31 protein-coding genes and 2 pseudogenes are annotated in these 22,787 nt (G+C 38.1%); 12 read left to right on the forward strand and 21 right to left on the reverse strand.

Annotation, left to right across the window (positions count from 1 at the left end; genetic code table 11):
• The first annotated feature begins 21 nt into the window (after positions 1-21).
• Genes rfbB through JFV29_RS13270 form a run of 3 tightly spaced genes read left to right on the forward strand, consistent with a single transcriptional unit; the run spans position 22 to position 2,277 of the window.
• Complete coding sequence (rfbB, locus tag JFV29_RS13260) at positions 22-978, forward strand: dTDP-glucose 4,6-dehydratase (RefSeq protein WP_201184355.1); 957 nt, start codon at positions 22-24, stop codon at positions 976-978.
• Positions 975-1,829 (forward strand): dTDP-4-dehydrorhamnose reductase, encoded by an 855-nt coding sequence (gene rfbD, locus JFV29_RS13265; RefSeq protein ID WP_201184358.1) that lies wholly within the window; start codon positions 975-977, stop codon positions 1,827-1,829. The genes rfbB and rfbD overlap by 4 nt, the downstream gene beginning before the upstream one ends.
• Positions 1,819-2,277: a dTDP-4-dehydrorhamnose 3,5-epimerase family protein gene (locus JFV29_RS13270; RefSeq protein WP_201184549.1), complete on the forward strand. Its 459-nt coding sequence runs from the start codon at positions 1,819-1,821 to the stop codon at positions 2,275-2,277. The genes rfbD and JFV29_RS13270 overlap by 11 nt, the downstream gene beginning before the upstream one ends.
• A 424-nt stretch (positions 2,278-2,701) precedes the next feature.
• Here the strand turns inward: JFV29_RS13270 and JFV29_RS13275 are convergent, their stop codons facing one another.
• From JFV29_RS13275 to JFV29_RS13290, 4 genes are all read right to left on the reverse strand, one after another.
• Positions 2,702-3,478: a HipA family kinase gene (locus JFV29_RS13275; RefSeq protein ID WP_201184361.1), complete on the reverse strand. Its 777-nt coding sequence runs from the start codon at positions 3,476-3,478 to the stop codon at positions 2,702-2,704.
• On the reverse strand, positions 3,475-4,593 hold the full coding sequence (locus JFV29_RS13280) for a glycosyltransferase family 4 protein (RefSeq protein ID WP_201184364.1): 1,119 nt from the start codon (positions 4,591-4,593) through the stop codon (positions 3,475-3,477). Before JFV29_RS13280 ends, JFV29_RS13275 begins: the two co-directional genes overlap by 4 nt.
• A 116-nt stretch (positions 4,594-4,709) precedes the next feature.
• Positions 4,710-5,840: a hypothetical protein gene (locus tag JFV29_RS13285; RefSeq protein ID WP_242486866.1), complete on the reverse strand. Its 1,131-nt coding sequence runs from the start codon at positions 5,838-5,840 to the stop codon at positions 4,710-4,712.
• Between the two features lie 167 nt (positions 5,841-6,007).
• Positions 6,008-6,169 (reverse strand): hypothetical protein, encoded by a 162-nt coding sequence (locus JFV29_RS13290; protein ID WP_201184367.1) that lies wholly within the window; start codon positions 6,167-6,169, stop codon positions 6,008-6,010.
• 249 nt (positions 6,170-6,418) lie between these two features.
• Between JFV29_RS13290 and JFV29_RS13295 the strand changes: the two genes are divergently transcribed.
• Positions 6,419-7,186, forward strand: coding sequence for a MerR family transcriptional regulator (locus JFV29_RS13295; protein ID WP_201184370.1), 768 nt, complete (start codon positions 6,419-6,421; stop codon positions 7,184-7,186).
• 78 nt (positions 7,187-7,264) lie between these two features.
• Here the strand turns inward: JFV29_RS13295 and JFV29_RS13300 are convergent, their stop codons facing one another.
• From JFV29_RS13300 to JFV29_RS13325, 6 genes are all read right to left on the reverse strand, one after another.
• Positions 7,265-7,849: a hypothetical protein gene (locus tag JFV29_RS13300; RefSeq protein WP_201184373.1), complete on the reverse strand. Its 585-nt coding sequence runs from the start codon at positions 7,847-7,849 to the stop codon at positions 7,265-7,267.
• Between the two features lie 634 nt (positions 7,850-8,483).
• Positions 8,484-8,711 (reverse strand): hypothetical protein, encoded by a 228-nt coding sequence (locus JFV29_RS13305; protein ID WP_201251013.1) that lies wholly within the window; start codon positions 8,709-8,711, stop codon positions 8,484-8,486.
• Between the two features lie 981 nt (positions 8,712-9,692).
• Positions 9,693-9,869, reverse strand: a complete 177-nt coding sequence (locus tag JFV29_RS13310) for a hypothetical protein (protein WP_201184378.1) — start codon at positions 9,867-9,869, stop codon at positions 9,693-9,695.
• A 245-nt stretch (positions 9,870-10,114) separates the two neighbouring features.
• Complete coding sequence (locus JFV29_RS13315; protein ID WP_201184381.1) at positions 10,115-10,282, reverse strand: hypothetical protein; 168 nt, start codon at positions 10,280-10,282, stop codon at positions 10,115-10,117.
• A 91-nt stretch (positions 10,283-10,373) separates the two neighbouring features.
• Positions 10,374-10,787 carry a hypothetical protein gene (locus tag JFV29_RS13320; protein ID WP_201184384.1) on the reverse strand — a complete coding sequence of 138 codons (414 nt, stop codon included), beginning with the start codon at positions 10,785-10,787 and terminating at the stop codon, positions 10,374-10,376.
• 10 nt (positions 10,788-10,797) lie between these two features.
• Entirely contained in the window at positions 10,798-11,166 is a 369-nt protein-coding gene (locus JFV29_RS13325; protein ID WP_201184557.1) for a hypothetical protein, read from the reverse strand.
• Between JFV29_RS13325 and JFV29_RS13330 the strand changes: the two genes are divergently transcribed.
• From JFV29_RS13330 to JFV29_RS13345, 4 genes are all read left to right on the forward strand, one after another.
• Complete coding sequence (locus tag JFV29_RS13330; RefSeq protein ID WP_446728247.1) at positions 11,165-11,431, forward strand: ribbon-helix-helix domain-containing protein; 267 nt, start codon at positions 11,165-11,167, stop codon at positions 11,429-11,431. The genes JFV29_RS13325 and JFV29_RS13330 overlap by 2 nt on opposite strands.
• A gap of 103 nt (positions 11,432-11,534) precedes the next feature.
• Positions 11,535-11,762: a hypothetical protein gene (locus tag JFV29_RS31695; protein ID WP_446728249.1), complete on the forward strand. Its 228-nt coding sequence runs from the start codon at positions 11,535-11,537 to the stop codon at positions 11,760-11,762.
• Positions 11,763-11,812: 50 nt separating this feature from the next.
• Positions 11,813-12,292: a hypothetical protein gene (locus tag JFV29_RS13340; RefSeq protein ID WP_201184389.1), complete on the forward strand. Its 480-nt coding sequence runs from the start codon at positions 11,813-11,815 to the stop codon at positions 12,290-12,292.
• Positions 12,293-12,310: 18 nt separating this feature from the next.
• Entirely contained in the window at positions 12,311-12,547 is a 237-nt protein-coding gene (locus JFV29_RS13345; RefSeq protein ID WP_201184391.1) for a hypothetical protein, read from the forward strand.
• A 269-nt stretch (positions 12,548-12,816) separates the two neighbouring features.
• Here JFV29_RS13345 and JFV29_RS13350 read toward each other — a convergent pair whose 3' ends face one another.
• From JFV29_RS13350 to JFV29_RS13375, 6 genes are all read right to left on the reverse strand, one after another.
• Positions 12,817-13,563: an ABC transporter permease gene (locus JFV29_RS13350; protein ID WP_201184393.1), complete on the reverse strand. Its 747-nt coding sequence runs from the start codon at positions 13,561-13,563 to the stop codon at positions 12,817-12,819.
• Entirely contained in the window at positions 13,564-14,325 is a 762-nt protein-coding gene (locus JFV29_RS13355; RefSeq protein ID WP_057219648.1) for an ABC transporter ATP-binding protein, read from the reverse strand.
• A 158-nt stretch (positions 14,326-14,483) separates the two neighbouring features.
• Entirely contained in the window at positions 14,484-14,837 is a 354-nt protein-coding gene (locus tag JFV29_RS13360) for a DUF1048 domain-containing protein (RefSeq protein WP_201184395.1), read from the reverse strand.
• Between the two features lie 159 nt (positions 14,838-14,996).
• Complete coding sequence (locus JFV29_RS13365) at positions 14,997-15,350, reverse strand: DUF1048 domain-containing protein (protein WP_201184397.1); 354 nt, start codon at positions 15,348-15,350, stop codon at positions 14,997-14,999.
• A gap of 71 nt (positions 15,351-15,421) precedes the next feature.
• Positions 15,422-15,742: a PadR family transcriptional regulator gene (locus JFV29_RS13370; protein ID WP_201184398.1), complete on the reverse strand. Its 321-nt coding sequence runs from the start codon at positions 15,740-15,742 to the stop codon at positions 15,422-15,424.
• A 273-nt stretch (positions 15,743-16,015) separates the two neighbouring features.
• Positions 16,016-16,207: a hypothetical protein gene (locus JFV29_RS13375; protein WP_201184400.1), complete on the reverse strand. Its 192-nt coding sequence runs from the start codon at positions 16,205-16,207 to the stop codon at positions 16,016-16,018.
• A gap of 193 nt (positions 16,208-16,400) precedes the next feature.
• On the opposite strand from JFV29_RS13375, the pseudogene JFV29_RS13380 reads away from it, so the two are divergent.
• A pseudogene (locus JFV29_RS13380) lies at positions 16,401-16,625 on the forward strand (Tn3 family transposase); the annotation flags it as partial.
• A 540-nt stretch (positions 16,626-17,165) separates the two neighbouring features.
• On the opposite strand, the gene JFV29_RS13385 reads toward JFV29_RS13380, so the two are convergent.
• A complete protein-coding gene (locus tag JFV29_RS13385; RefSeq protein WP_201184403.1) occupies positions 17,166-17,390 on the reverse strand; it encodes a hypothetical protein in 225 nt (74 codons plus the stop codon).
• 288 nt (positions 17,391-17,678) lie between these two features.
• Here JFV29_RS13385 and JFV29_RS30455 point away from each other — a divergent pair, with 288 nt between their 5' ends.
• The 3 genes and pseudogenes from JFV29_RS30455 to JFV29_RS30465 all read left to right on the forward strand — a co-directional run bounded on the left by JFV29_RS30455 (position 17,679) and on the right by JFV29_RS30465 (position 19,537).
• A complete protein-coding gene (locus JFV29_RS30455) occupies positions 17,679-17,996 on the forward strand; it encodes a hypothetical protein (protein WP_242486867.1) in 318 nt (105 codons plus the stop codon).
• A gap of 287 nt (positions 17,997-18,283) precedes the next feature.
• Positions 18,284-19,003, forward strand: a pseudogene (locus JFV29_RS30460) (Gly-Xaa-Xaa repeat protein); the annotation flags it as partial.
• A 66-nt stretch (positions 19,004-19,069) separates the two neighbouring features.
• Positions 19,070-19,537: a hypothetical protein gene (locus tag JFV29_RS30465; protein WP_242485529.1), complete on the forward strand. Its 468-nt coding sequence runs from the start codon at positions 19,070-19,072 to the stop codon at positions 19,535-19,537.
• A 486-nt stretch (positions 19,538-20,023) separates the two neighbouring features.
• Here the strand turns inward: JFV29_RS30465 and JFV29_RS13395 are convergent, their stop codons facing one another.
• The 4 genes from JFV29_RS13395 to JFV29_RS13410 form a co-directional block, all read right to left on the reverse strand.
• Positions 20,024-20,944, reverse strand: coding sequence for a patatin-like phospholipase family protein (locus tag JFV29_RS13395; RefSeq protein ID WP_201184409.1), 921 nt, complete (start codon positions 20,942-20,944; stop codon positions 20,024-20,026).
• Between the two features lie 810 nt (positions 20,945-21,754).
• Positions 21,755-21,991 (reverse strand): hypothetical protein, encoded by a 237-nt coding sequence (locus tag JFV29_RS13400; RefSeq protein ID WP_201184412.1) that lies wholly within the window; start codon positions 21,989-21,991, stop codon positions 21,755-21,757.
• Between the two features lie 15 nt (positions 21,992-22,006).
• Entirely contained in the window at positions 22,007-22,213 is a 207-nt protein-coding gene (locus JFV29_RS13405) for a hypothetical protein (RefSeq protein WP_201184415.1), read from the reverse strand.
• A gap of 65 nt (positions 22,214-22,278) precedes the next feature.
• Positions 22,279-22,692 carry a metallophosphoesterase gene (locus JFV29_RS13410; RefSeq protein WP_201184553.1) on the reverse strand — a complete coding sequence of 138 codons (414 nt, stop codon included), beginning with the start codon at positions 22,690-22,692 and terminating at the stop codon, positions 22,279-22,281.
• Between the last annotated feature and the right edge of the window lie 95 nt (positions 22,693-22,787).

Here is a 22,787-nt window from a genome sequence, read left to right on the forward strand (position 1 = left end):
ATTTAATGAAAGGAGGCAATTATGAATCTTCTAGTTACAGGTGGGGCTGGTTTCATCGGTCTCAACTTTGTTCATTACTTGCTAAAGAATACTTTATACAATATAACCGTTATAGATTCTCTTACGTATGCAAGTCATCCTGAAGAAATACGTACCCTAACATCTGATTCTAGGTTACGCTTTATTAAAGGAAGCATTGTAGATGAGACAGATATCGAAGCTGTGATGGATCAAAAATATGAAGCTATTGTTCATTTTGCCGCGGAGTCCCATGTTGATAACAGTATTAAAAATGCAGATAAGTTCATACAAACGAATATTGTCGGTACTTATCATTTATTACAACGATTACTCAAAGGCAATGCTAAAAAAATGATTCATATTTCAACAGACGAAGTATATGGTACTTTAAGCTCGACTCAACAACCATTCACAGAAGAATCCCCTCTTTCACCTAACAATCCCTATTCGGCTACGAAAGCAAGCTCAGATTTATTAGTACGATCATACTATGAAACATTTAAATTACCTTTGATTACGACAAGATGCAGTAATAATTTCGGTCCTTTCCAAAACATAGAAAAATTCATTCCAACCATTGTAAATAGGGCGCTTCACAACCTTAAAATCCCCGTTTATGGGGATGGTCTACAGATAAGAGATTGGCTGTTTGTAGAAGATCATTGTAAAGCAATTTCTCTTATTCTTGAAAATGGAAATTGGGGTGAAGTTTATAATATTGGTGGCGGAAATGAAAGGAAAAATATCGATGTCGTAAAACAAATTTTAGGAATAATGGGGAAGCCTGACCACTTGATTGAATTTGTTGAAGACAGAAAAGGTCATGACCGAAGATATGCCATTGATTCTTCTAAGTTACAAAACGAGTTAAGCTGGAAACAAACCTCTTACTTTGATCAATCGTTAGAAAAAACAGTTCGTTGGCACATGAACAAATTTAAAGGTACTTCCATATGAAGATTGTCATTACAGGTGCAGGCGGCCAATTAGGAAAAGAACTCATTCAGTTATTTAAAGAGGAAGGTTATGTGGTATTTCCATATACTAAACAACAATTAGATATTACTAATCGTACGAAAATAAAAGAAATGATTGAGAAAATCCAGCCGGATTATCTTATTAATACTGCAGCCTTTACACAAGTTGACCTTTGCGAAACGGATATAGATCAAGCTTATTTAATTAATGGAATTGGACCTTATTATCTAGCCTGTGAAGCAAAGGAAAATAAAGTGAAGTTTTTTCATATTAGTACTGACTATGTATTTGATGGTGAAAAAATTGAACCTTATATAGAAGAGGATTATCCTGACCCCCAAACAATTTATGGAAAAAGCAAACTACTAGGCGAAGAATTAGCACTAACTGCTAATGATAGTACCACAATCATTAGATCGTCATGGTTATACGGACATGAGGGGAAAAATTTCGTCAATACCATAAAAAAGTTGGCGGGTAATTCACAAGAAATCCGTGTTGTTCATGACCAATACGGTTGTCCTACTTACACTAAAGATCTTGGAATAGCAATTAATAAACTACTAACAAGACCGCATGGCATTTATCATGTCACAAACTCTGGAAGTTGCAGCTGGTTTGAATTTGCAACCGAAATTGTAACCTTCTTAAACTCACAAACAGTGGTCATCCCAGTTTCTACGGAAGAATACGGTCTTAAAACACCCAGACCCATGTATTCTATTTTAAGTCAAAAAAAGTTGAATTCCAATGGGATCTTTTTGCGAAATTGGAAAGAAGGATTATATGAATACTTAAAAAAGGAAGATGATGAAAAAAATGGCCATTGAAGGCGTTATATCAAAAAAATTAATTAAGCATTGTGATGATAGAGGATTTTTTGCAGAAGTGGTAAGAGATGATGACCATCTTTTATCTCATTTTGGTCAACTTTCATGGACAACATCTTATCCAGGCGTCATCAAAGCATTTCACTACCATGAAGAGCAAGATGACCTTTGGTTTATATCATCAGGTAATGCTCAAGTAGTTTTACATGACTTGAGAGAACACTCTGCTACCAAGGGTGAAACAAATGTTTATTATATGGGCGAAAATAATCCTAGTATTTTACTCATACCCAAAGGTGTGGCTCACGGTTACCGCGTGCTTGGCGAAAAGCCAGCAACTGTTCTGTATTGTACGACAAAGTCGTATAACGCTTCCCAACCAGATGAAAAAAGAATTCCTTGGGATGATAAAGAAATTAATTTTGATTGGGAAACAAAACATAGATAAGAACCCTATGTGGGCTCATACATCAACTAGGAAAAAAGTTTTGATCATCTTTTCTTTTACATCACACTCGAAACACTTAAATGTATTATATACAAAAGCAAGTTTACAATTTAAGTCTCTTTTTATCTTCTAATACTCTAAATATTAATTCCCCTAACCTTCTATTTGTTTCTACTAGGAAACAAATCCTTATCTTATCGAGAGCGTTTCTTTTTCTTTGAATAAAATTCCCTTTCAAACTACTTTTCTTAGAACAAAGTAAAGAGAACTAGCCTTAAGGCTAGTCTTTTTGCTAATAAAACGGTTTCAATAACGAAAATAATTCTTTTGATTCCTTCCTAGAAAATATTTAATCGTACATAATGCTCAATCCCTTGTTTGTTTCGTGCCAAATTTAAAGACTGTTACTCAATAAACATTGGAATTATCCACGGTCTTGGTGTAATGGTCGATATATATTTAGGATGAATTTCTGCACGAGCTTTGGAAGAATGTTTTTGCGGCGGCTCAGCAGCGTAGTAACCATTCCCTTTTTTTCCTCCATTGATACACCCCAGTCGTCAGGTATAAGAGCAACAATTTCTTCGATTAATAGAATAGGCATCGTCTGAATTAGTTCCAGTTGCTCGGTAAATTGTTTCTCGTCTTCGATAAATAGTGCCATTATTTGGTGAGTTGCACTTTTCAGAATCCCAACTGGAAGCCTTCCTAAATCAGGTAGAAGCCAATTGTAAGATCCGAACACTTCTGCATGGTCAATGGCCCACAATTGGTAGGAATTCAGATTTTCTTCATGTAGGAGAATGTTTTTACGGGTTCGATCTCCATTACACAACCAGTAATCAAATAAAATAATACTGGCTAGCGACTGGTGGTTGTTAATATTGGAAACATGGAAAGCTTGGTGACCATCAATACAATTGGGTACGTACGATGAGGCAAATTGAAAGTTGGTATGACTCATCTGCGCCAGTTCCGGAACTTGGGAAGAAAATTCTTGTGGAATTTCCACCAATCGGGCATATGGAATAGGGAGTCCGAGGTAACGGGCTAAACAGTAGGCGACCCATTCATTTGGTAAAGTTTTTTCAAAGCCTGGTTGAAAATACTTCACCACATAATCTTTTCCATCACTAAATGTAATGAGATGTGCGTTCGATTTCCCTTCCAGTTTCTTTTGATAAACAGTGGGCATTATCATGTGTCATTCCCCTCCTCATTCGCTCCATTTTCCATATCGCAAATATTTTGTAACAAATGAATATACTGATCAGCCACCACATTAATTGCAAATTTATTTTGAATGTGAACTATGGCTGCTTCCGACATATCATGATAGGAAGAATCTGGTTGATCTAAGATACCGTATAGTTGCTTAACCGCGTCTTCGACATTTTGTCCACGAAAGAGCAGTCCAGTTTTCGCTTTTACAACCAATTCTGTGACTGGCATCATATTTGAAGCAACAACAGGTACACCGCAAGCCATCGATTCTATAAAGGTATTGCCAAATGATTCTGATTTTGTGGTAGCGAGAGTGCATCCTCCTGATTGACGAATTTTCGCATAGACATGCGGCATTTGTTGGTAGGGAATGATTGGAAACCATTTGATGATATCTGTGAGCTGTTCCTCTTGCCATTTGGCTTCAAATTCTTCACGTTGAACGCTTTGTGCTCCTCCAATAACCCAAATTTCAATATCATCGCGCTCACTTTTAATCCTTTTTGCAACCTCAAGCAACATTGGCCAGTTTTTACGTTTGTCCAACCTGCCAATCCACCCGATAATCTTTTTGTTTTTTGGTAGTATCGGGGTACTCTCGAAATCAATTTCTTCAGTAGATAAAGGGCGGAAAAAAGAAGGATCCACACCATTGTAAATCACATTGATGGGGATGAAATCAGTCAGTATGGACACTAACCGTTTTTGATACTGTGAAGGAACAACGATGGATACCGGTTCAATTCCTTTAAAGGATTTTAAGTGAGGTTTTAACTTCATAAGTTCTGGTGTACGAGCTTCCACAATTATGGGGCCCATATACTTTGCTTTACGAATCCATTTATAGGCAGCACCTGTGTCTACAACAATGATTGCGTCATAGGCGTTTTTCTTAATTATTTTAATAATCTCCTGTTCGTTTTTGGTTAAGTAAACAGGAGCTATATCCTGCATAATGTGTAGCCCACCGTGATCTGTCGTGTACAGAAATTCTGTCTGAATTCCATATTTTTTAAAATAGATCGCGCGGTTTCTCCATCCGGCATTTACCCCTCCAACTGTGAGCAAACGCCAGATAACAAGTACTTTCATATTGGTCTCTCCTCGTTTACATTTGGGCTCCGCCTCAAATACTTAGCTTTAGAAATAGAACTTTTCTTTATTTATTGTAAGCATCATCGGGGTTCTCACGCTTATTTATGACGAGGCTATTTTGTTTTATCTCGTTTTTGTCCTTTTTTGTTGTTTGATTTATCTTTGTTCTTATCCTTATTTGTTGTCTGATTTTGCTCGTTTTTTGTCATGTTTTGTTGTTTGTCTTTATCTTTGTCTTTGTCTTTGTCTCGATTTTTATCTTTCTCACTATGTCTTCCCTTTTCAAGAAAGTCCCAATACTTATTTAACAATTCCGTTTTTTTGCTTTTTGTACTTATCTCGTTTTTTGTCCCTTTTTTTTGTTTGTCCTTTTCACTATGCCCTCCCTTTTCAAGTACACTTTCCCATGCCTGTTCATGGTAGTCCCAATACTCATCGATTTTTCCCATTACCGTATCTGGATCAACCCCCCGTGCGAGCATCGTTTTAACCCATTCTTCTTTAAATACTTTGTGTACTAAGCCTTCTAGTTGAACAACATAATTATTCTCATCTTTTGTTGTCAACAACCTTTTATTTAGAGTTTTGACAGCATTGGTATTTTTCGGTTCTGACATGAGTACTTGGTACACTTCACGGGATATCTCTTCCATTCGGATATAGTGCATCCATTCTCCATACAACTCGGGGGCTAGTTCTTGCACATGGGATAAAAACAATTCCTTATTTTCTTCACCTAGGGAAGTTAATAATTTACGGGGATAGGGATAGACTCGATCACGCCAAACAGTCCTGGCAACATCAATTACTTTAAGACTGCCATCATGTAGCAGGTAAATTTGCCTCTTATGATGGTCAATTCGCTCAAAACCTATTTCTTTAAACGTGATTAGCATCTCAATCAATTTAGTGGAAAGTTCTATAGTTAGGGGCTGCGATTGCAAGTATTCACGTACATCGACCCCTTTAATGATTTCCATCGCTATATAAAGCGGTCCATTCGCATAGACTTTTGGAAATAGGGTTGTGTGTTGCCCAAGGGAAAGAGCATAGTATTCTCGTTCACAGTCTTCAGTATTACCAAACACTTTCACACAAATGTCGTCAGAAAGTTGAAAAACCGCTCCCTGACGTCCTTTACCAATCATAACCAATGGCGAGTTATTGACTACCTCCACGTCTGCATTATCCACATTTTGAACTTGTATATTTTGTATGCATTGATTTAAGTATTGCGTGTCCACAAATTCTCTCCTTTCATGAAAAAAGATACATAATTCTTTCTTACCTTTTTTCCTTGCTAGATTACAAATTTATAACCTCCCCATATATAATTCAAAAATGTAAGACATTGTACGGGCTAGCATCTATTAAAATTTAATAAATTTCTGCAATGGGAAAACATTGACCATCAAAAAACACCCAGGCTTAATCCATGAATTGTGAATGAAGAGAAACTATGAATGGTTTTAATTGCGATAATAGAGAACCCACCTATATCATCAACCTTGCAGCCTTGCTCTTTTACATAATCAAGTGACGTTTTGACAATAACTTTTTCAGGCAACCACATTATTAACCTTCCGAGGTAAACTAAAAGTCATAAATAAATTCAGCTTCCGTCTTCCTATAACATCTTAAAACCAAAGTCGCACCAACCATAGATTACACGGTAAAAGACAGAATCGTGAGTCTCAAAGATGCAGATACGCACTTTGTGGGGGTTCTACAGGCCGTTTATCTACTATAAAAATATTTCAAATAACTATTGACCTTGACGCAACGTAAAGGTTTATAGTTATTTTGTCAGGAGGTAACGACAATGGAGTATACAGTGCAAAAACTAGGGTTGATAGCCGGTATTAGTACTCGGACTTTGAGATATTATGATGAAATTGGGATTCTTAAACCAGCAAGAATTAACTCGTCAGGATATCGCATATATGGTCAAGATGAAGTTGATAAGCTACAACAGATACTTTTTTACCGAGAGCTAGGTGTGAGCTTAGAAAGCATTAAAGATATAGTTACCGCACCCTCTTTTGATAGAGAGAAAGCACTGAGAGAACATCGCCAGAAGCTTCTTGAAAAAAGAGATCAATTGGATTTACTGATTTCAAATGTTGATAAAACCATTTCGTTAACAGAAGGGAGAATTACAATGTCTAATAAAGAAAAGTTTGATGGGTTTAAGCAGAAGTTAGTTGATGACAATGAAATGAGGTATGGCAAGGAAGCTCGTGAGAAATACGGGAATGACGCGGTTAACAAGGCTAATCAAAAAGTAAAAGGTATGTCGCAAAAACAATATGAAAAGGTTACAAAACTTGAGACAGAGGTGCTTGAAACACTTCATGCTGCATTTAAAACTGGTGATCCTGCTGGAGAATTAGCTCAAAAAGGCGCTGATTTACATCGTCAGTGGTTAAGCTTTTATTGGGATAGCTATACGAAAGAAGCACATGCAGGAGTTGCTCAGTTATATGTAGACGATGAAAGATTCACTTCATACTATGACGCTAAACAGCCTGGAACAGCTAAATTCTTAAGAGATGCGGTCCTCGTTTATACGGGAATGAAAAACTGTTAGGGGGGCCTTGACCCCTAATAGTAACCCTTCAATTTAAAATACTCTTATATAGGGGCTCCTGTAGCTTCTTATTATGCTTCACTGATATTTCTTAATTAAATCCAATATTGCTATCTCTATGAGATCACTCTTATTAAACTTCTGTTGGTCTGCGAACTTATCTAGTAAAGACCCAACTTCTCGATTTATGACTATGGTTTTCCTTACTTTGTCACCCTTTTTTTCTAAAGTGATTACCCTCTGATATAAATCGTCTCTATCTCCCTGGTTCTCCTTATGCTGTTCATCAAGAACATATATCCTTATCAGGTCCCTCAATATTGCTACTTCTTCTGGTGTGAAACCCGTGTGAACATTATGTTCACCTTCATTTCTTACGCTTTTCACATCGAGTGAATTAACTTGTGGTTTTCTAGGTGAATCCTGTTTCACAACGGGTAAACTAGTCTGTACGTTAATAAACTCAAACACTGATTGATAAAGGGGTTGTTCTCCTTCACCTGCATAAAACCAGACTTTAGGATTTTTGTTATGATACTCATACCCTGTATTATGCAATGCTTCCTTTAATTTTTTCTCTCCAATCTTTGCCTTGTTTTTTGCAATCTTGGCTACTGTATTTCCTTTCATGGATAGCTCGTCTAATACCTCTTTTATTTTCATTATTCACACTCCCTTCACACTGTTATGACTGTTATTTCACATATTCTCCATACTGGTGTGAATTCCCTTCACTCATCTTGAACATATCCTTTAAGTGAACCTTACTTATAGCCTATAAGTAAGGTTCAGCTAAAGTTGAAGAAATCCTTCAAGGATATTCGTCTGATGGAATCATGGATAAGATGTTAAAAAAAGTGTTAAAGAGTTAAATATATTTTAAGAAAAACAGACATAGGTATATGTCTGTTTTTCTTATGCATTCGTGGTGACGCGGAGGTCTAACCCATCTACAGAAACTTTTCTTTATGGCTATAGGGCACTCTATGAGGCCTCGTACAGATTCGAAAAAATTCCACCATATCCACAAACACCTCCTAATGCTAGCACCTTCATATGACCCACCCTAGGGTCTGTACAACCGCACTGTACGTAGCGGTATACGGCAAGACTACTATCATAGGGGGTGGCAGAGTGCGTCTGTCCACTCCTTATCCTCCCTACGGTCCGGTACCGTAGACAGACACCATACAGAGATTTTTTGCCATCTTAAGGCTTTCCCCGCAGTTAAATATATCAACGGTTAACTAGCTACCTGCCCCCCCTAAACACAAAACGGTTAACCGCAAAAAAAAGACTATGGAAAAATCCAATAGTCTTTGACTGAATAAGCCGAGAGATTTAAACAAAAATCAGCCTCTTTTTTATACGCTTTGTTGTTTAGAAAATTTAAAACAGCTACGATTATACCTGCTACTACTAAAAATACGAATCCTGTTTTCGAAAAAGCTTTAAGATAAAAAATTGATAAAGCAGTCATAAGTAAAACAATTATTAAAATCTTAAAAACCCAATATTTTTTCATGATTTCACCATTCACTATATGTCGTTTTTGTGTTCCCTTTAAAATTCTTGTCTTTGTAATGTACGATTTTGATCATTCCAGTTTTGTTTGCTGCTGGATATTTTTTATATAGGTTTTATAAGGAAGATACCCTCTTAGTTAACTCAAATCCACCATTCATAGTCGAGAAAAATTACTTTTGGAATTATCCTTCTTTGATTTAATCGTGGTAGATCGTTGTATATTGTTTGCTACATTCTTTTTAGAATCAGCATAAATATAAGTGTCTTCAGCCCTACCGATTGCCTTCACATCTGCTTCATGAAATCCTCCTGCAACCATTTCAGTAAGAATATCTATGTTTTTGGACAGAGCATTTATTTACTTTTATATTTTTGTATTACTATCAGAATTCGAATCATCCTCTAATGATAAAATTGCAAATCTAACAGCATCAGCATAATTATTAATGCCCGCTTGTTTTTAATTAGATCATCCATGATGTCTATATTTGTTTGCGTAAAACTAATTTCCAATGTACTCACTTATTAAATATCCCTTCCATTCTTCAATTATTTTCTGTTTATGGTTAATGAATATCGGCTAGTTGATGTTCACTTGGTCACCTCATTCTTTCAATACCTCTTTTTTAGGAAAGAGCATAAGGGAACCCGATATCACTTCCATTTTGGAAGGTGCTAAATAGGCTGTGCCTATTGGGTTCAAGGTACTTTTTTAGTGATATCATTTTAGGGTCACTTTTCAATCGAAAGATATAGTCTAGATATAGCGTAGATATACTAGAGATATAGTTAAATATCTCTAAAGATATAGTCTAAAATAGGAATATCTCTAGAGATATAGTCAACAATTTTACTCAACTTTTGGATCTTATAGATTTTTTATAAAATCGAATCTAGTATCCTTCCTTTCTGTACTTTTACTTTCATATTCATTTACTTTTTCACCGAATAATGTACCGAAATATCCAGATTTCTCTTCTCATTTCGGTTGCAATGTAGTTGCTGTTTTTACATCATTTGTTGTTTCTACTACTTGTTTTATATTTTGTTGTACTTGTTCCGGTGTAGCAGTAAATGCTTTTTGGACATCTTGTAAAATTACTTGTTTAATAGGCTCTTTTGCTCCGAAAGAAACCTTTTCTAATTCCTGGATCACTTTGTTTTGACTGTTTCGGGAGCACTACCCCTTTGCTTTTGAACATCATCCATGACTCTTTGAACAGTCTGACGCGCTTCATGTGGCAGTCTTACGTTTGTAAGAATTTTCTGTACATTTTGTTGTATTTATTGCGGTGTAGCCACATTTGCCTTCTCTACTTCTTGAATCACGCGTTGTTTACTCGGAACCATTTCGGAACCTTTTTGAATGTCCTGAATCACCGTTTGATGATTCGGAACTACCTAGCTGTTTCCTGACTGAACATCTCGAACAATGGATTGTTTACCTGTGTGATTAGACTGTGGAGCAGATTTTATATCTTGTTCTATTTCTTGTTTTAATGGATTATTGTTCACTTTATTGGGCTTAATATTTTGAACAACATCTTTTTGATTTGGATGACTATTCATAGATTTCGGTTGAACATTTTGTAAGACATCTTGTTGTAAGGAGTGAGTAGCATTACTTCCAGATGGAATATTCTCTTGTCTTGAATGATCGCTAGTGCTTCCCCCACTTGTTTTGATTGATCGACTTATTCCCAGGATTTAATCGCACATTACTTGTAGCATCTAAGTTTTTAGGAGGATCTAACGCTTCTTTTAATTTCATTTTTGCTAAGATTTGCTCGTTTTTCTTGTTACCATTTGGATGATTATTAAAGCTGTTAACGATAACTTGTTGAATCGTTTGTCTTTGATTCGTTGGCGTTACTGCTACATTCTTCCCTTGTAATTCTTGGCCATTAATTGAGCGAACATTTTGTTGGCCAACGCTTTTCATCTGATTTTCTTCTGAACTACTATTATCCAAAGTAGAAAGACCATTAGAAGGGTCACCAACGCTCTGTAACGGTTTATTCTGCTTATTTAAAGCATTTACACCTTGAAGTGTATTTCCTTCGTTCTCAGTCACTCCTGAAGCTCTAAAGTAGCAGCAGTAGTTCATTTACATATTCACTAGCAGAGTTAATACTGGTGCCCATACCTTCACTCAACTTTTCTTTCAAAGAACCACCAAAGTTACTTAATTGATTTCTATTTTTAATTGGGTTGCTATTAGTTCCTGAAGAACTGTTATGAATGGATTTACCTTTATTAATTCCTTGATTATCTAACTTATCTTTATTCTCATTATTACCAAGCGTATCTTGACTAGGACTGTCTTTTTTTTTAGAATTTCCGATATTTTTTAATTTGTTAAAGCTACCTGTCGTTGCTTTACCAAGTGCAAATGCAGCTACCATTTGTCCAAATCCTTCTTTTAATCCAACATCTACACCGAAGTAACGCATGATTGTATTAGAACCTTTAATCAGAACAAAAGTCGCTGAAATAAGCGCTATGTATAAAGAAAAAGGTGTGCATTGTAGAATGGAAAAACGTGGTCTCAAAAATAGAAAAACTATTTCTAACGCAATTGATATAGAGTTATCTAAACAATTTGATGAACTAGCAAAGAATACAAAAATAGCTAAGTCTAAATTGTTAGATGAGGCTATTGAACTTTTAATAAAACACTATAAAGGGTTTTATTTACAATATAGACCCCTCTTCTAAACGGGGTGAAAAACGCATTGGTAATTCCCAACCCTTTGGTTATTTTTCTAAAGATGCTGCTCTAGAATTAGAAATAACCACCTCTATACTAAGAAGGTGGTCAATTGAGTTAGAAAAACTAGGATATACTTTTGATCGTAACGAAAAGGAACAGCGAATTTATCAAGAACGCGATTTTAAAGCGCTTAGAGAACTAAAAAAATTACTTGCTAATAATATATCCTTTGTAGATGCAATAAAAGCAGTTGTATCAATGGGTTTAGAGGGGAAAACTCCATTAAGTCGCCTAGCGTTTTCCCAGATGAAATCCGTTTATCGAAGCGTGAATTAGAAGAAATAATTTATAAAACAGTTAAAAAGGCTATAGAAGAAAGAGAAGTCATGTTTGGTGAAAAAGGAGAATTAAAGATTGACGAATCAATAGATCCGGAATTAGTAAATTCAGAATCTAATGTTTCTACAATGGCTGCTGCTGCAAAGTCACCTAAGTATATGTCTACTACAACTCTTAGTTTAAATAAACATGTAAGTTCTTTAAGTGCTGTAGTAACAGTAATTAGTGGTGTAATTTCTGCTGCTGCTCTTACTAATTTTAAATTTGCTAAAACAGAATTTTCTAGTGCAATTGGTAATTGGATGAGTGTTGTTGGATTAGGAACATATTTTTCCTCAAAATTAATGAGTGGTACTTTTAAAGTGGATAATTATAGAAGTGGTTCAAAGAAATTTACTGGTTGTGAAAATTTGTATCAATATAGATATCAAAATCCAAGAATTAATTTCACTTTAGCTGGAAAGAAATTCAATAAATCTTTTAACAAGACTGGAAGCTGGTATTATGGAACAAGACCTTGTGCATAGAATAGGGAGGTGATAAAAATGAGAAGGATAATATTTCCACTTTTTATAATACTAATTGTTTCTGCATTGGCTATAACTGTATTATTGCGTATAGGTCCTTTTGAACAGCCTATCTGGATGCAAGTAGTATTTTTATTTTCCACTTCTACATTCACATATATCGCTTTTAAAAATAAATCTAAATTTTCATTTGTTATTGTAAGTATTTGTGCGATTGTAATGCTATTTTCTTTATTACTTAGATTTGTTTCTTAAATCAAACTAATTTTAAAAATGTATAAAACTACTGTTTTTTATGCAAATATTTTCAAATGTGCTGTATGAGAAACGTTGATTATTAGTATTGTATAAAAATCTGCATAATCGAAATATAGAAAGCAAACGAGCCCTTGGTGTGCAAGAGCTCGTTTTTTATGTCCAAATCTAATGTGAGAGTGATAACCATATTTCCCATTTTCAAACTCTGTTAAATCAAGCCCGAGAATATCAATTATTTGCTAATTTTATATTTTCCGTCATATTCTTCATACCCGCTTTTTATACGCCCTCATTGCAAAGATATAAGCCACTATCATAATCCCAAAGCACCAGGCAAGAGCAATCCATATATCATTACCCACTGGCTGATTTGACAACAACGCACGAATGGATTCCACTATCGAGGTTACCGGTTGATTTTCGGCAAAGGCGCGAACTACCGAAGGCATCGACTCGGTTGGTACAAACGCTGAGCTTATAAACGGCAGGAAAATCAGCGGGTACGAGTAGGCTGTCGCCCCTTCCATAGACCCCGCTGTCAATCCGGGAATGACCGCCAGCCATGTCAGCGCCAGCGTAAACAGCCCGAGTATCCCAGCTACCGCGAGCCAATCCAGGATATCAGCGCTGGAACGGAAGCCCATCAAGAGCGCGACGAGGATAACCACCACGACAGTAAGCGCATTGGAAACAAGCGAGGTCAACACGTGAGCCCACAATACCGACGAGCGCTTGATGGGCATGGTAATGAAACGCGCCATCAGCCCGCTCTTTACATCCGTAAACAGCCGCACGGAAGTGTAAGCGACGCCGGATGCGATAGCCATCAGCAAGATTCCCGGCAATAAATAATTGACGTAGTTGTCCGTGCCTGTCTCTATGGCGCCGCCAAATACGTAGACAAACAGCAGCAGCATCATAATCGGCGTAATCGCCACCGTGATAATCGTATCCGGGCTGCGCATGATGTTGCGCATTAAACGCCCTAGTAATACCCCTGTTTTGCTTTTCATTTACATCTCCTCCTTTTTGCCGATGATCGCGAGGAAAATTTCCTCCAATGTCGGCTGCTTCTCGATGTACTCCACTTTCGCTGGCGGGAACATCTCCTTGAGTTCGGTAAGGGTACCGGTCGTGATGATTTTTCCGCCGTGCAGGATGGCGATACGGTCCGCCAGTTGTTCGGCTTCCTCCAGGTACTGGGTCGTCAGCAAGATGGTCGTGCCGCCGCCGGCAAGCTCCTTGACGGTATCCCAGACTTCAATCCGTGCTTCGGGGTCAAGCCCTGTCGTCGGTTCGTCGAGAAAAATGACTGCTGGCGTCCCGATCAGGCTCATGGCGATGTCAAGCCGGCGCTTCATCCCGCCGGAATATTTGTCCGCCCGGCGGTTGGCCGCATCGGTCAGGCTGAATCTTGCAAGCAGATTGTCGGCGACTTGAGCGGGATTGGAAACTCCCCGCAACTTGGCGATCATCATCAGGTTTTCCCGCCCTGTGAGCATGCCGTCTAAAGCTGCGAACTGCCCTGTCAGGCTGATGCTCTGGCGAACATGATCCGGTTGACGCTGGACGTCAAAGCCGCAAATACCTACTTCGCCGCCATCGGCCTTCATCAGAGTCGAGAGGATGTTGACCGTCGTCGTCTTGCCCGCTCCATTTGAGCCCAGCAGTGCGAAAATTTCGCCACGCCGCACCTCAAAATCCACCCCCTTTAAGACTTCATTGTCTTTAAAGGATTTTTTTAACCCTTTTACAGAAATCGCTGCATTGCTCATACTTTTTTCCTCCTTATAAAAAGCGCCTTGCGGAGCTAGATTGCCTATACTCTTCTATATAGTCTGACTGATAATCTGTATAACTTATTACCGGGTTGAAAATATAACTGAATAGCGAAGGTGGCAATTCACATTTGTAACCAGCTATTCAGTCGGTATTATCTATTGAATTTATTTTTTCCCAATCGCTTCATGATACTCTGATTCAAATCTTCACGATACTTGGCGACATAGGTTTTAGCGTTTGCCACTAGTTCGTCGGCAAAGGACGCCACGTCGTCCCCAGTGATTTCCAGCACTTGTCTGCCTTCCGCCGCACCGGCTTCGAATAACTCGATTAATTCATACTGAATGTGCAGCATATCCATCCCGCTGCCCGCTGAGAAATTCCACATGTAGGTTTGAATTTTCTTAAATACAAACTGGTAGTCTTCTGGCAGGGCTTCAACCCGTGCCATCATCATCTTGTATTCTTTTTTATCACCAATCATTTTTTTGAACATTTCCATCATGTTATTTTTCCTCCTTATAAAAAGCGCCTTGCGGAGCTAGATTGCCTATACTCTTCTATATAGTCTGACTGATAATCTGTATAACTTATTACCGGGTTGAAAATATGACTGAATAGCGAAGGTGGCAATTCACATTTGTAACCAGCTATTCAGTCGGTATTATCTATTGAATTTATTTTTTCCCAATCGCTTCATGATACTCTGATTCAAATCTTCACGATACTTGGCGGCATAGGTTTTAGCGTTTGCCACTAGTTCGTCGGCAAAGGACGCCACGTCGTCCCCAGTGATTTCCAGCACTTGTCTGCCTTCCGCCGCACCGGCTTCGAACAACTCGATTAATTCATACTGAATGTGCAGCATATCCATCCCGCTGCCCGCTGAGAAATTCCACATGTAGGTTTGAATTTTCTTAAATACAAACTGGTAGTCCTCTGGCAGGGCTTCAACCCGTGCCATCATCATCTTGTATTCTTTTTTATCACCAATCATTTTTTTGAACATTTCCATCATGTTATTTTTCCTCCTTTTTTATAAAGCTGAACAAAACACGCCAAAAATATCGTACGGAATATCTTATGAAGCTAGATTGACTTCAAGACGTTGATTTTTGATGATAGAAAATCCCATTTTCCCCAAAATAATTCAAGTTCCTGGCGGCCAGCCTCATTAAGTGAGTAAAACTTGCGGGGCGGCCCCATATCTGACGGTTTCTTTTTCATGGTTACCAGTTTTTTCTTTTCTAATCGCACGAGGATGGTGTAGACCGTCCCTTCCACGACTTCAGTAAACCCAAGCTCGTTCAGGCGTCGGGTAATCTCGTAGCCATAGGTTTCATGGCGGCTGATGATTTCCAGCACGCAGCCTTCCAGAGAACCCTTCAGCATTTCAGTTAAATTTTCCATGTTCAGAGCCTCCTCTATTTTGTCTGACTTATATTCAGTATAACATAGTACTAAGGGAAATTTTTACTGAATAGCTTTTGGGAAATCATGCTATTCAGTATTGCTTATTACATGTACACTGTAACACCGAGTAGCGGAGGTGTCAACTATTTTTCTTAAAAATATTTTTGCAACCTCACTATTCAGTGGTGTCGGTATCCAGTGTGACCTACTACAGGTATATCATAACACGTAGTAGGTCACACTGGATTTTCTAAATATTTTTAAAACCAGCTATCCCCATTGGATACAGCCGATTTTCTTTATGGAGCTTTTACTTCCTCCTATGCTTCTTTCAAAATGATTACACCGCGGATCATTCCCATCCAGCAGCTGTACATGTAGGTTCCGGGTTTCTCCTGCTTGAATCTTTTGGAGCACCACACCTTCAAGAACTCCCTTAAGCATTTCCGTTAGATGTTTCATATATCCTCCTTACAAACTACTTATCATTACTTAGTACTACTATATAGTATTACGAAGTAGGAGGAATGTGTCAAGTAATTTTATTCATATCATTTATTTGGGCAGCTTTACACTTGCTAAGTCTAAGCATTTAAGGCAGTTTTTATGAATAATAAAAAACCAATTTCTCAATACGGGAGAAATCGGTTTTCTCAAATCAAGTGCTTTAAACATCTTGATTAATGCAATTAGTGTATGGAATACAATTTATCTAGGCAAACCTACCGAATTACTTCAAAGTAAAGGAATGTTACGGGAGGATTTATTAAAGCATATATCTCCATTAGGATGGGAACATATCAACTTCCTTGGAGAGTATCGCTTCGATCCAAAAGGAGTTACCAACTTAGAATCATTGCGGTCTTTAAATCAAGAATAGTTCTAAAGCCGATTACATCCTTAACGTGGTGAAAATCGGCTATTTTTGTATCCAGATCCCGTTAACGTTGTAAATTCGCGTTTTGCTGACGGTCCCCAGTAAAACCTTCTATATTTTAAGTAGGTGGTTTACCGTTTGTTACTATCATTCCATTTATGTGTTAAATAATTTAGAGGAAATAAAATCCGGGAAAATAAAAAAGACTTGAAAATCAAGTCTTTTTTATTTTGAGAGATGTTCTTCTACTTTAAGATTATTTTCCCCTGCACATCTGCCCTATGTAAACCCACTTGATAAAATTAGATGCCCCAGGTCAGCAACTATAAGAATTTAATTCACCCATTAAACACTAGGCTTTGCCTAGTTCCACAACATAGTTGGGGGCAGTTTTTCCTTATGCTCTTTCTAACTACATACCTCAGTTTTTATCGATTTAGCCAGGATAAACTAAAGGTGTAATTTGCCGAGGGATTGGTCCGTTTTATTACAACTTTGCTTTAGCAGATCAACCAACATCATTTGGTTCGCAAAACGTAGTTTTTAAACAATGTATATAATTGCGCCCTGTTTATTTACCAGGGATAAACTATCGCTGATTTTGGAACGTTGGATATATCGATCTATTAATAGATTTCCATAATGCCAATATAACGAAGTGTGACAGAAGAATGGGAATGCTGCAGGATCTGTTGCAGCATTCCCATCCTTCGTGGGCCTTGTAAAACCAATAGCCAAACGTTTTTCGTAAAGTATGGTTGCCGGCATGTTCCACGCCAGTGAACTCTGCGGCCTTATTTAACTGCCCATAGGCCTGAGAAGAGGGAATGGGGTATTCTCCCTTCCTGGACGGACGGGAATAAATAAGGACTCTGGAAGTTTTTAGCATAATCATAGACTTCCTAGAACAATGGCGCTAGTCACCTACATAATAGTTATTCGTCCAATTTAATCAACTTAACCAATCTAATCCAATCAAATTTAATTGTAGCTCCATATTATGTAATTAATGGAAAGGGGGTGAGGAATTGAGTAAGGATAAAAAATGTTCAAAATGTGGACATAGTAAATGCAAATGCGATCAAAAAAAATGTAAGGATTGTGGACATAGTCAATGTAAATGCGGCCATAAAAAATGTAAGAATTGCGGACATAGTCAATGTAAATGCGACCATAAAAAATGTAAGGATTGCGGACATAGTCAATGTAAATGCGACCATAAAAAATGTAAGGATTGCGGACATAGTCAATGTAAATGCGACCATAAAAAATGTAAGGATTGCGGACATAGTCAATGTAAATGCGACCATAAAAAATGTAAGGATTGCGGACATAGTCAATGTAAATGCTCATCTAAACAAGAACAAAAGGTAGAGCAAAACGTTAAAGTGAATGTAAACGTACCTGCTAATGGTAATCAAGGACCTCAAGGGACTCAAGGATCTCAAGGTGCTCAAGGAACTCAAGGACCTCAAGGACCTCAAGGAACTCAAGGATCTCAAGGAACTCAAGGAACTCAAGGACCTCAAGGAACTCAAGGAACTCAAGGGCCTCAAGGAACCCAAGGAACTCAAGGAACTCAAGGAACTCAAGGGCCTCAAGGAACCCAAGGAACCCAAGGAACTCAAGGAACTCAAGGAACTCAAGGAACCCAAGGAACCCAAGGAACCCAAGGAACCCAAGGAACCCAAGGACCTCAAGGAACCCAAGGAACTCAAGGGACTCAAGGGACTCAAGGGACTCAAGGAACTCAAGGACCTCAAGGGACTCAAGGAACTCAAGGACCCTCTGGAGGACCACAAGGTGTTCAAGGACCGCAAGGCGTTCAAGGACCTCAAGGTGACCAAGGACCTCAAGGCGCTACTGGTGCTCAAGGCGAACAAGGACCTCAAGGATTCCAGGGGCCACAAGGTGCTACTGGTGCTCAAGGCGAACAAGGGCCGCAAGGTGCTACTGGTGCTCAAGGCGAACAAGGACCTCAAGGATTCCAGGGGCCACAAGGTGCTACTGGTGCTCAAGGTGAACAAGGACCTCAAGGATTCCAAGGACCACAAGGATTCCAAGGACCACAAGGTGCTACTGGTGCTCAAGGTGAACAAGGACCTCAAGGGTTCCAAGGACCACAAGGTGCTACTGGTGCTCAAGGCGAACAAGGACCTCAAGGATTCCAGGGGCCACAAGGTGCTACTGGTGCTCAAGGGTTCCAAGGACCACAAGGTGCTACTGGTGCTCAAGGCAATCAAGGACCTCAAGGATTCCAGGGGCCACAAGGTGCTACTGGTGCTCAAGGCAATCAGGGACCTCAAGGATTCCAGGGGCCACAAGGTGCTACTGGTGCTCAAGGCAATCAGGGACCTCAAGGATCTGGAGGATCTGGAGGATTAATTCCATTTTCAACGGGTATTATCCTCAGTGGTGCTACAGTAGTATCAGCTGCTCCAATTTTAATGGGCTTCGGTAATCACACGGTTGAAGTTATTGACGGTTCTGGACAATCAACTATGCCACCAGAAGCAGGTGGTTTTGCTTTCCCAATTCCCTTTGCGGGAACCGTTCAAAATTTACAAATAAGCGCAGATTTATTGGTTGCTTCAGTGGTTTCTATAAATACTCTAGGTCTTCAATATGATTTTACAGTTTTCGTCGCACCTTCAGTTCCTAATAATGGGATTGATCATCTTTCTTCACCTTACGTGACAACTCCGCTGACTAGCTCGCTTAGATTTGGATTTCCTAATAATATTATTACTGCCGGTACTTTCCGTACAGCAACCAATATAAATCTCGGATCATTAACAGTCGCAGCGGGTGATCGTATTGGTATTCGTGTAAGGACGCTTGCATCGACTGATCCCTCAGCAGCTGATATTACACAGCTCTCGTTTAGCGCCAGTCTATCTTACACTCCTTCATAAAAAGACTCGAGCATTGTATTTGGCTATTTGTTTCATGGGTAGGCGAACGATTCAGGAAATGAATCGCCACATCTAAAAATATTTCCAATTTAGGAATTAACCTGTCATTTATATGACAGGTTTTTATTTAATGATCAAAAAGACTATGGAGTCTATAGATATATCAAAGAAGGGAACTGAGGTTACTTGGACTGAAAAAGATCTCATTTTACAAGATCACCAAAGAATATGAAAGTGATGATGATACTGAGATTGTGGATGCTATATTCGAGGTGTTGGGACTGATGAAAAAACGAGATGTAAACATACTGGCCAATTTACAACGTTTTCGATGCAGAAGGGGGCTCTATATTTTTCAAAGCCTATAATTATCGCTCTACAAGAATGCTAACCTGCCTCGGCACAATAAAAAAATGAGCCGTTGTAACAGCTCAGCTTGTACCACTCTTGCTCAGTTTTTAAGCCATAGCGTTTTCTTTTCTCTATCTATTCTTTCCTATTTGTTATTCGTTTGATCTTATATTGTTCAAAATCCCAATTTGCCAAAAATTCTTTTGCAGAGTTATAGCCTGATTTATAGAGAAAGTCAATTTCATCTTCATTCAGTTCAAAATCAGTCGCATTGATGTGGCCAGTTGGAATTTGAATCGTGCGTTCAATCGTTTCTTCGTTCATATATCTTAAATCATGGGCTTGAAGCATCGTTTTAAATATATTTTTGAAAAGATGGATCGGCGTTGGTATAACCGCATCTATGTTAACTTCATCTTTAACAAAATGGAATCCGAACGTTGGAAAACGAGGTTGCTCTGTTGTATCAAATATCCATATTGGGAAGTTACTAAGTAAGCCACCATCTAAAATGTAGGATTTGTTACGGTCTTTTGATCTCCAAATAACCGGACGGAAGAAAAATGGCAAGGATGCACTCATCATAACGGCTGTCGAAACTTTTAAATCAGCAGGAGTCATACTATAGCGATCTAAATCATCTGGCAAAATTAGCATTTGGCCATTCGAAACATCAGAAGCAATAATCTTCAACTTTCCATCTGGAAGATCCGCAAATGTCTTAATACCTTTTTTCGAAAGAAGTGAATCCATCCACGTTTCCAAATAATCGTTTTTGTAAATTCCAAGATGAACCATAAGCTCTAAAAAGGTACCGAAAATAGGTATCCGATTTAAAATCGTTTTCCCTCGAAGCTTTGAAAAATCAATTTCACTTAATCGGTCTCTAATTTCATAGCTTTTATAACCGCTCGCTAAAAGAGCAGCTATTACAGCTCCCGCAGATGTTCCAGCCAGTCTTTCCCATTCTACGTTTTCCTCTTCCATAGCTTGAATCGCTCCAACAAAAGCAATTCCCCTGGCTCCACCACCTTCAAAAACAGCATCAGCCCTCATATTTTCCACCTCTCGATAAGAGTTATTAATTAATAACCTGCTATATTAATAAAATAACAATTATGACTATACGTTTTTGAAAACACTACCACAGCTAAACAAAAAGCAGTTACTATAATCAACAGAATACCACTGAAGTGTTTTCCTTAGAGGCAAACTTTAAACCTACTCTTTTAAAAAAAACGAACGCCTCTATAATGATTATTTAACAGATGTCAATGATATAAAAAGTGCCAGTGTCCCTATCTTTTTATATGCATTAATATAGTAAAAGGTTCTCTAGTCAACTGCATGAATTTTGTTTGAGATATAACATCTTCATCCAAATCATCAGGTATCTTATAGCTGAATACAGCCCCCTTTCGGTAGTAATAGATTTTGGAATCTTGCATAACCAGCCTTTCTTTTTAGATCTATTAAACTTAGTTGTTGATTGTAATCAAAAAAAAGAGACCAAAAATCGACGGTCTTTGTTTGTAAAGCTTGTTAAAAAAACTATTATTACATTTAAAATTTAGGGCATAAAAACTGTTCTTCTTTTATTCCAGTATCATAGTTTCGAAGAATAAACTGTTTCTAGCAAATATATTGTTTTAATATCAACATACATATTAAAACTTATATTCCACATTATTAAACCTCTTGTAAAATATATGAAAAACACTACAATGACTAGAAAAAAATCAACATTCTGCGTAACAGTGCTAGAAAATAAAATACTTTGAAATTGTTAGGACAAACAAACCAAAGAGGCAAACGGATTTCCGCTCGCCCCTTTGGTTGTTTTATTCTGGTAAACGATGCTATCTATTAATGTTCGTCATTTTCATTTTGTTGCTCTTGATCGTGTTCATGGATACTATTCACCTTGATTGTGCGGTCCGGCTCCCGGCCAAAACCATCAATCTCTAAGCGATCCTTGAAAGCTTGGATTACAGAGTACGCATTGGTATCGGATGTATCCAGCATTCCTTGGAAATTCACATATTTGATTCCGTTTTTCTCGCCATAATTGCCTGCATGATTATGCCCGTTGAAATAAGCCACTACATTGCCCGCAGACTACAGTTCCCGCATGATTTCAGCGTCATTCCATGCAATGTGCTCGTTGGCAGGATATACCGGATGATGCCCAATCACCACAACTTTTTCATTCTCTTTAGCCGATTTTTTAAGAACGTTATATAGCCATGTCATTTGTTCGGAGCCTACTCCGCCATTCCAGGTCTGAGCATTTTTCGCTCCGGACGCATGTAGTTGATTATACATCTTTTCGGCTTGTTGATATTTCGCAGAACCCGGTTCATTTGCATACAGGCTCAGGTCATTGGTGTCTAACACGACAAAACGCCAGCCTTGTTCAAAAAAGTCATAATATTGATTTTTATGCCTAAAATGTCAACCACTTGGTCTGTTGGTACTGCGAAATCATGGTTGCCAAGCACATTATATTTGGGACCTTCATTTTTGTTAAAATAAGGAAGAATGGTATTAAAACTGTCCACATTCCTGTCGATCATATCGCCCATTTGTACCGTGAACTTAAGATCATGCTGATTGAGTTCATCTGTTGCTTCCTGCAGTTTGCTTATCGAATTCCGGTAATAGCGTACACCCGCTGCATCACAATCACAATATTGGATATCGGTAATAAGCCCAAATTCAAAGGAAGGCTTTTTGTCTTTATATTTGTTCCTTTCTGCAAATACAAATGTTGATGCAAATAGAGATAATCCTAATGTGAAGATTCACTTTCCATTTTTCAACTAACTTTTTTCATCATAATCTATTAAAGTTAAGAAATTGATAGATTTACCCAATCTTTAGGAATTGTTAAAATCTC

The organism is Peribacillus sp. TH16 (assembly GCF_016651095.1).
GTDB classification, from domain to species: Bacteria; Bacillota; Bacilli; order Bacillales; family DSM-1321; genus Peribacillus; species Peribacillus butanolivorans.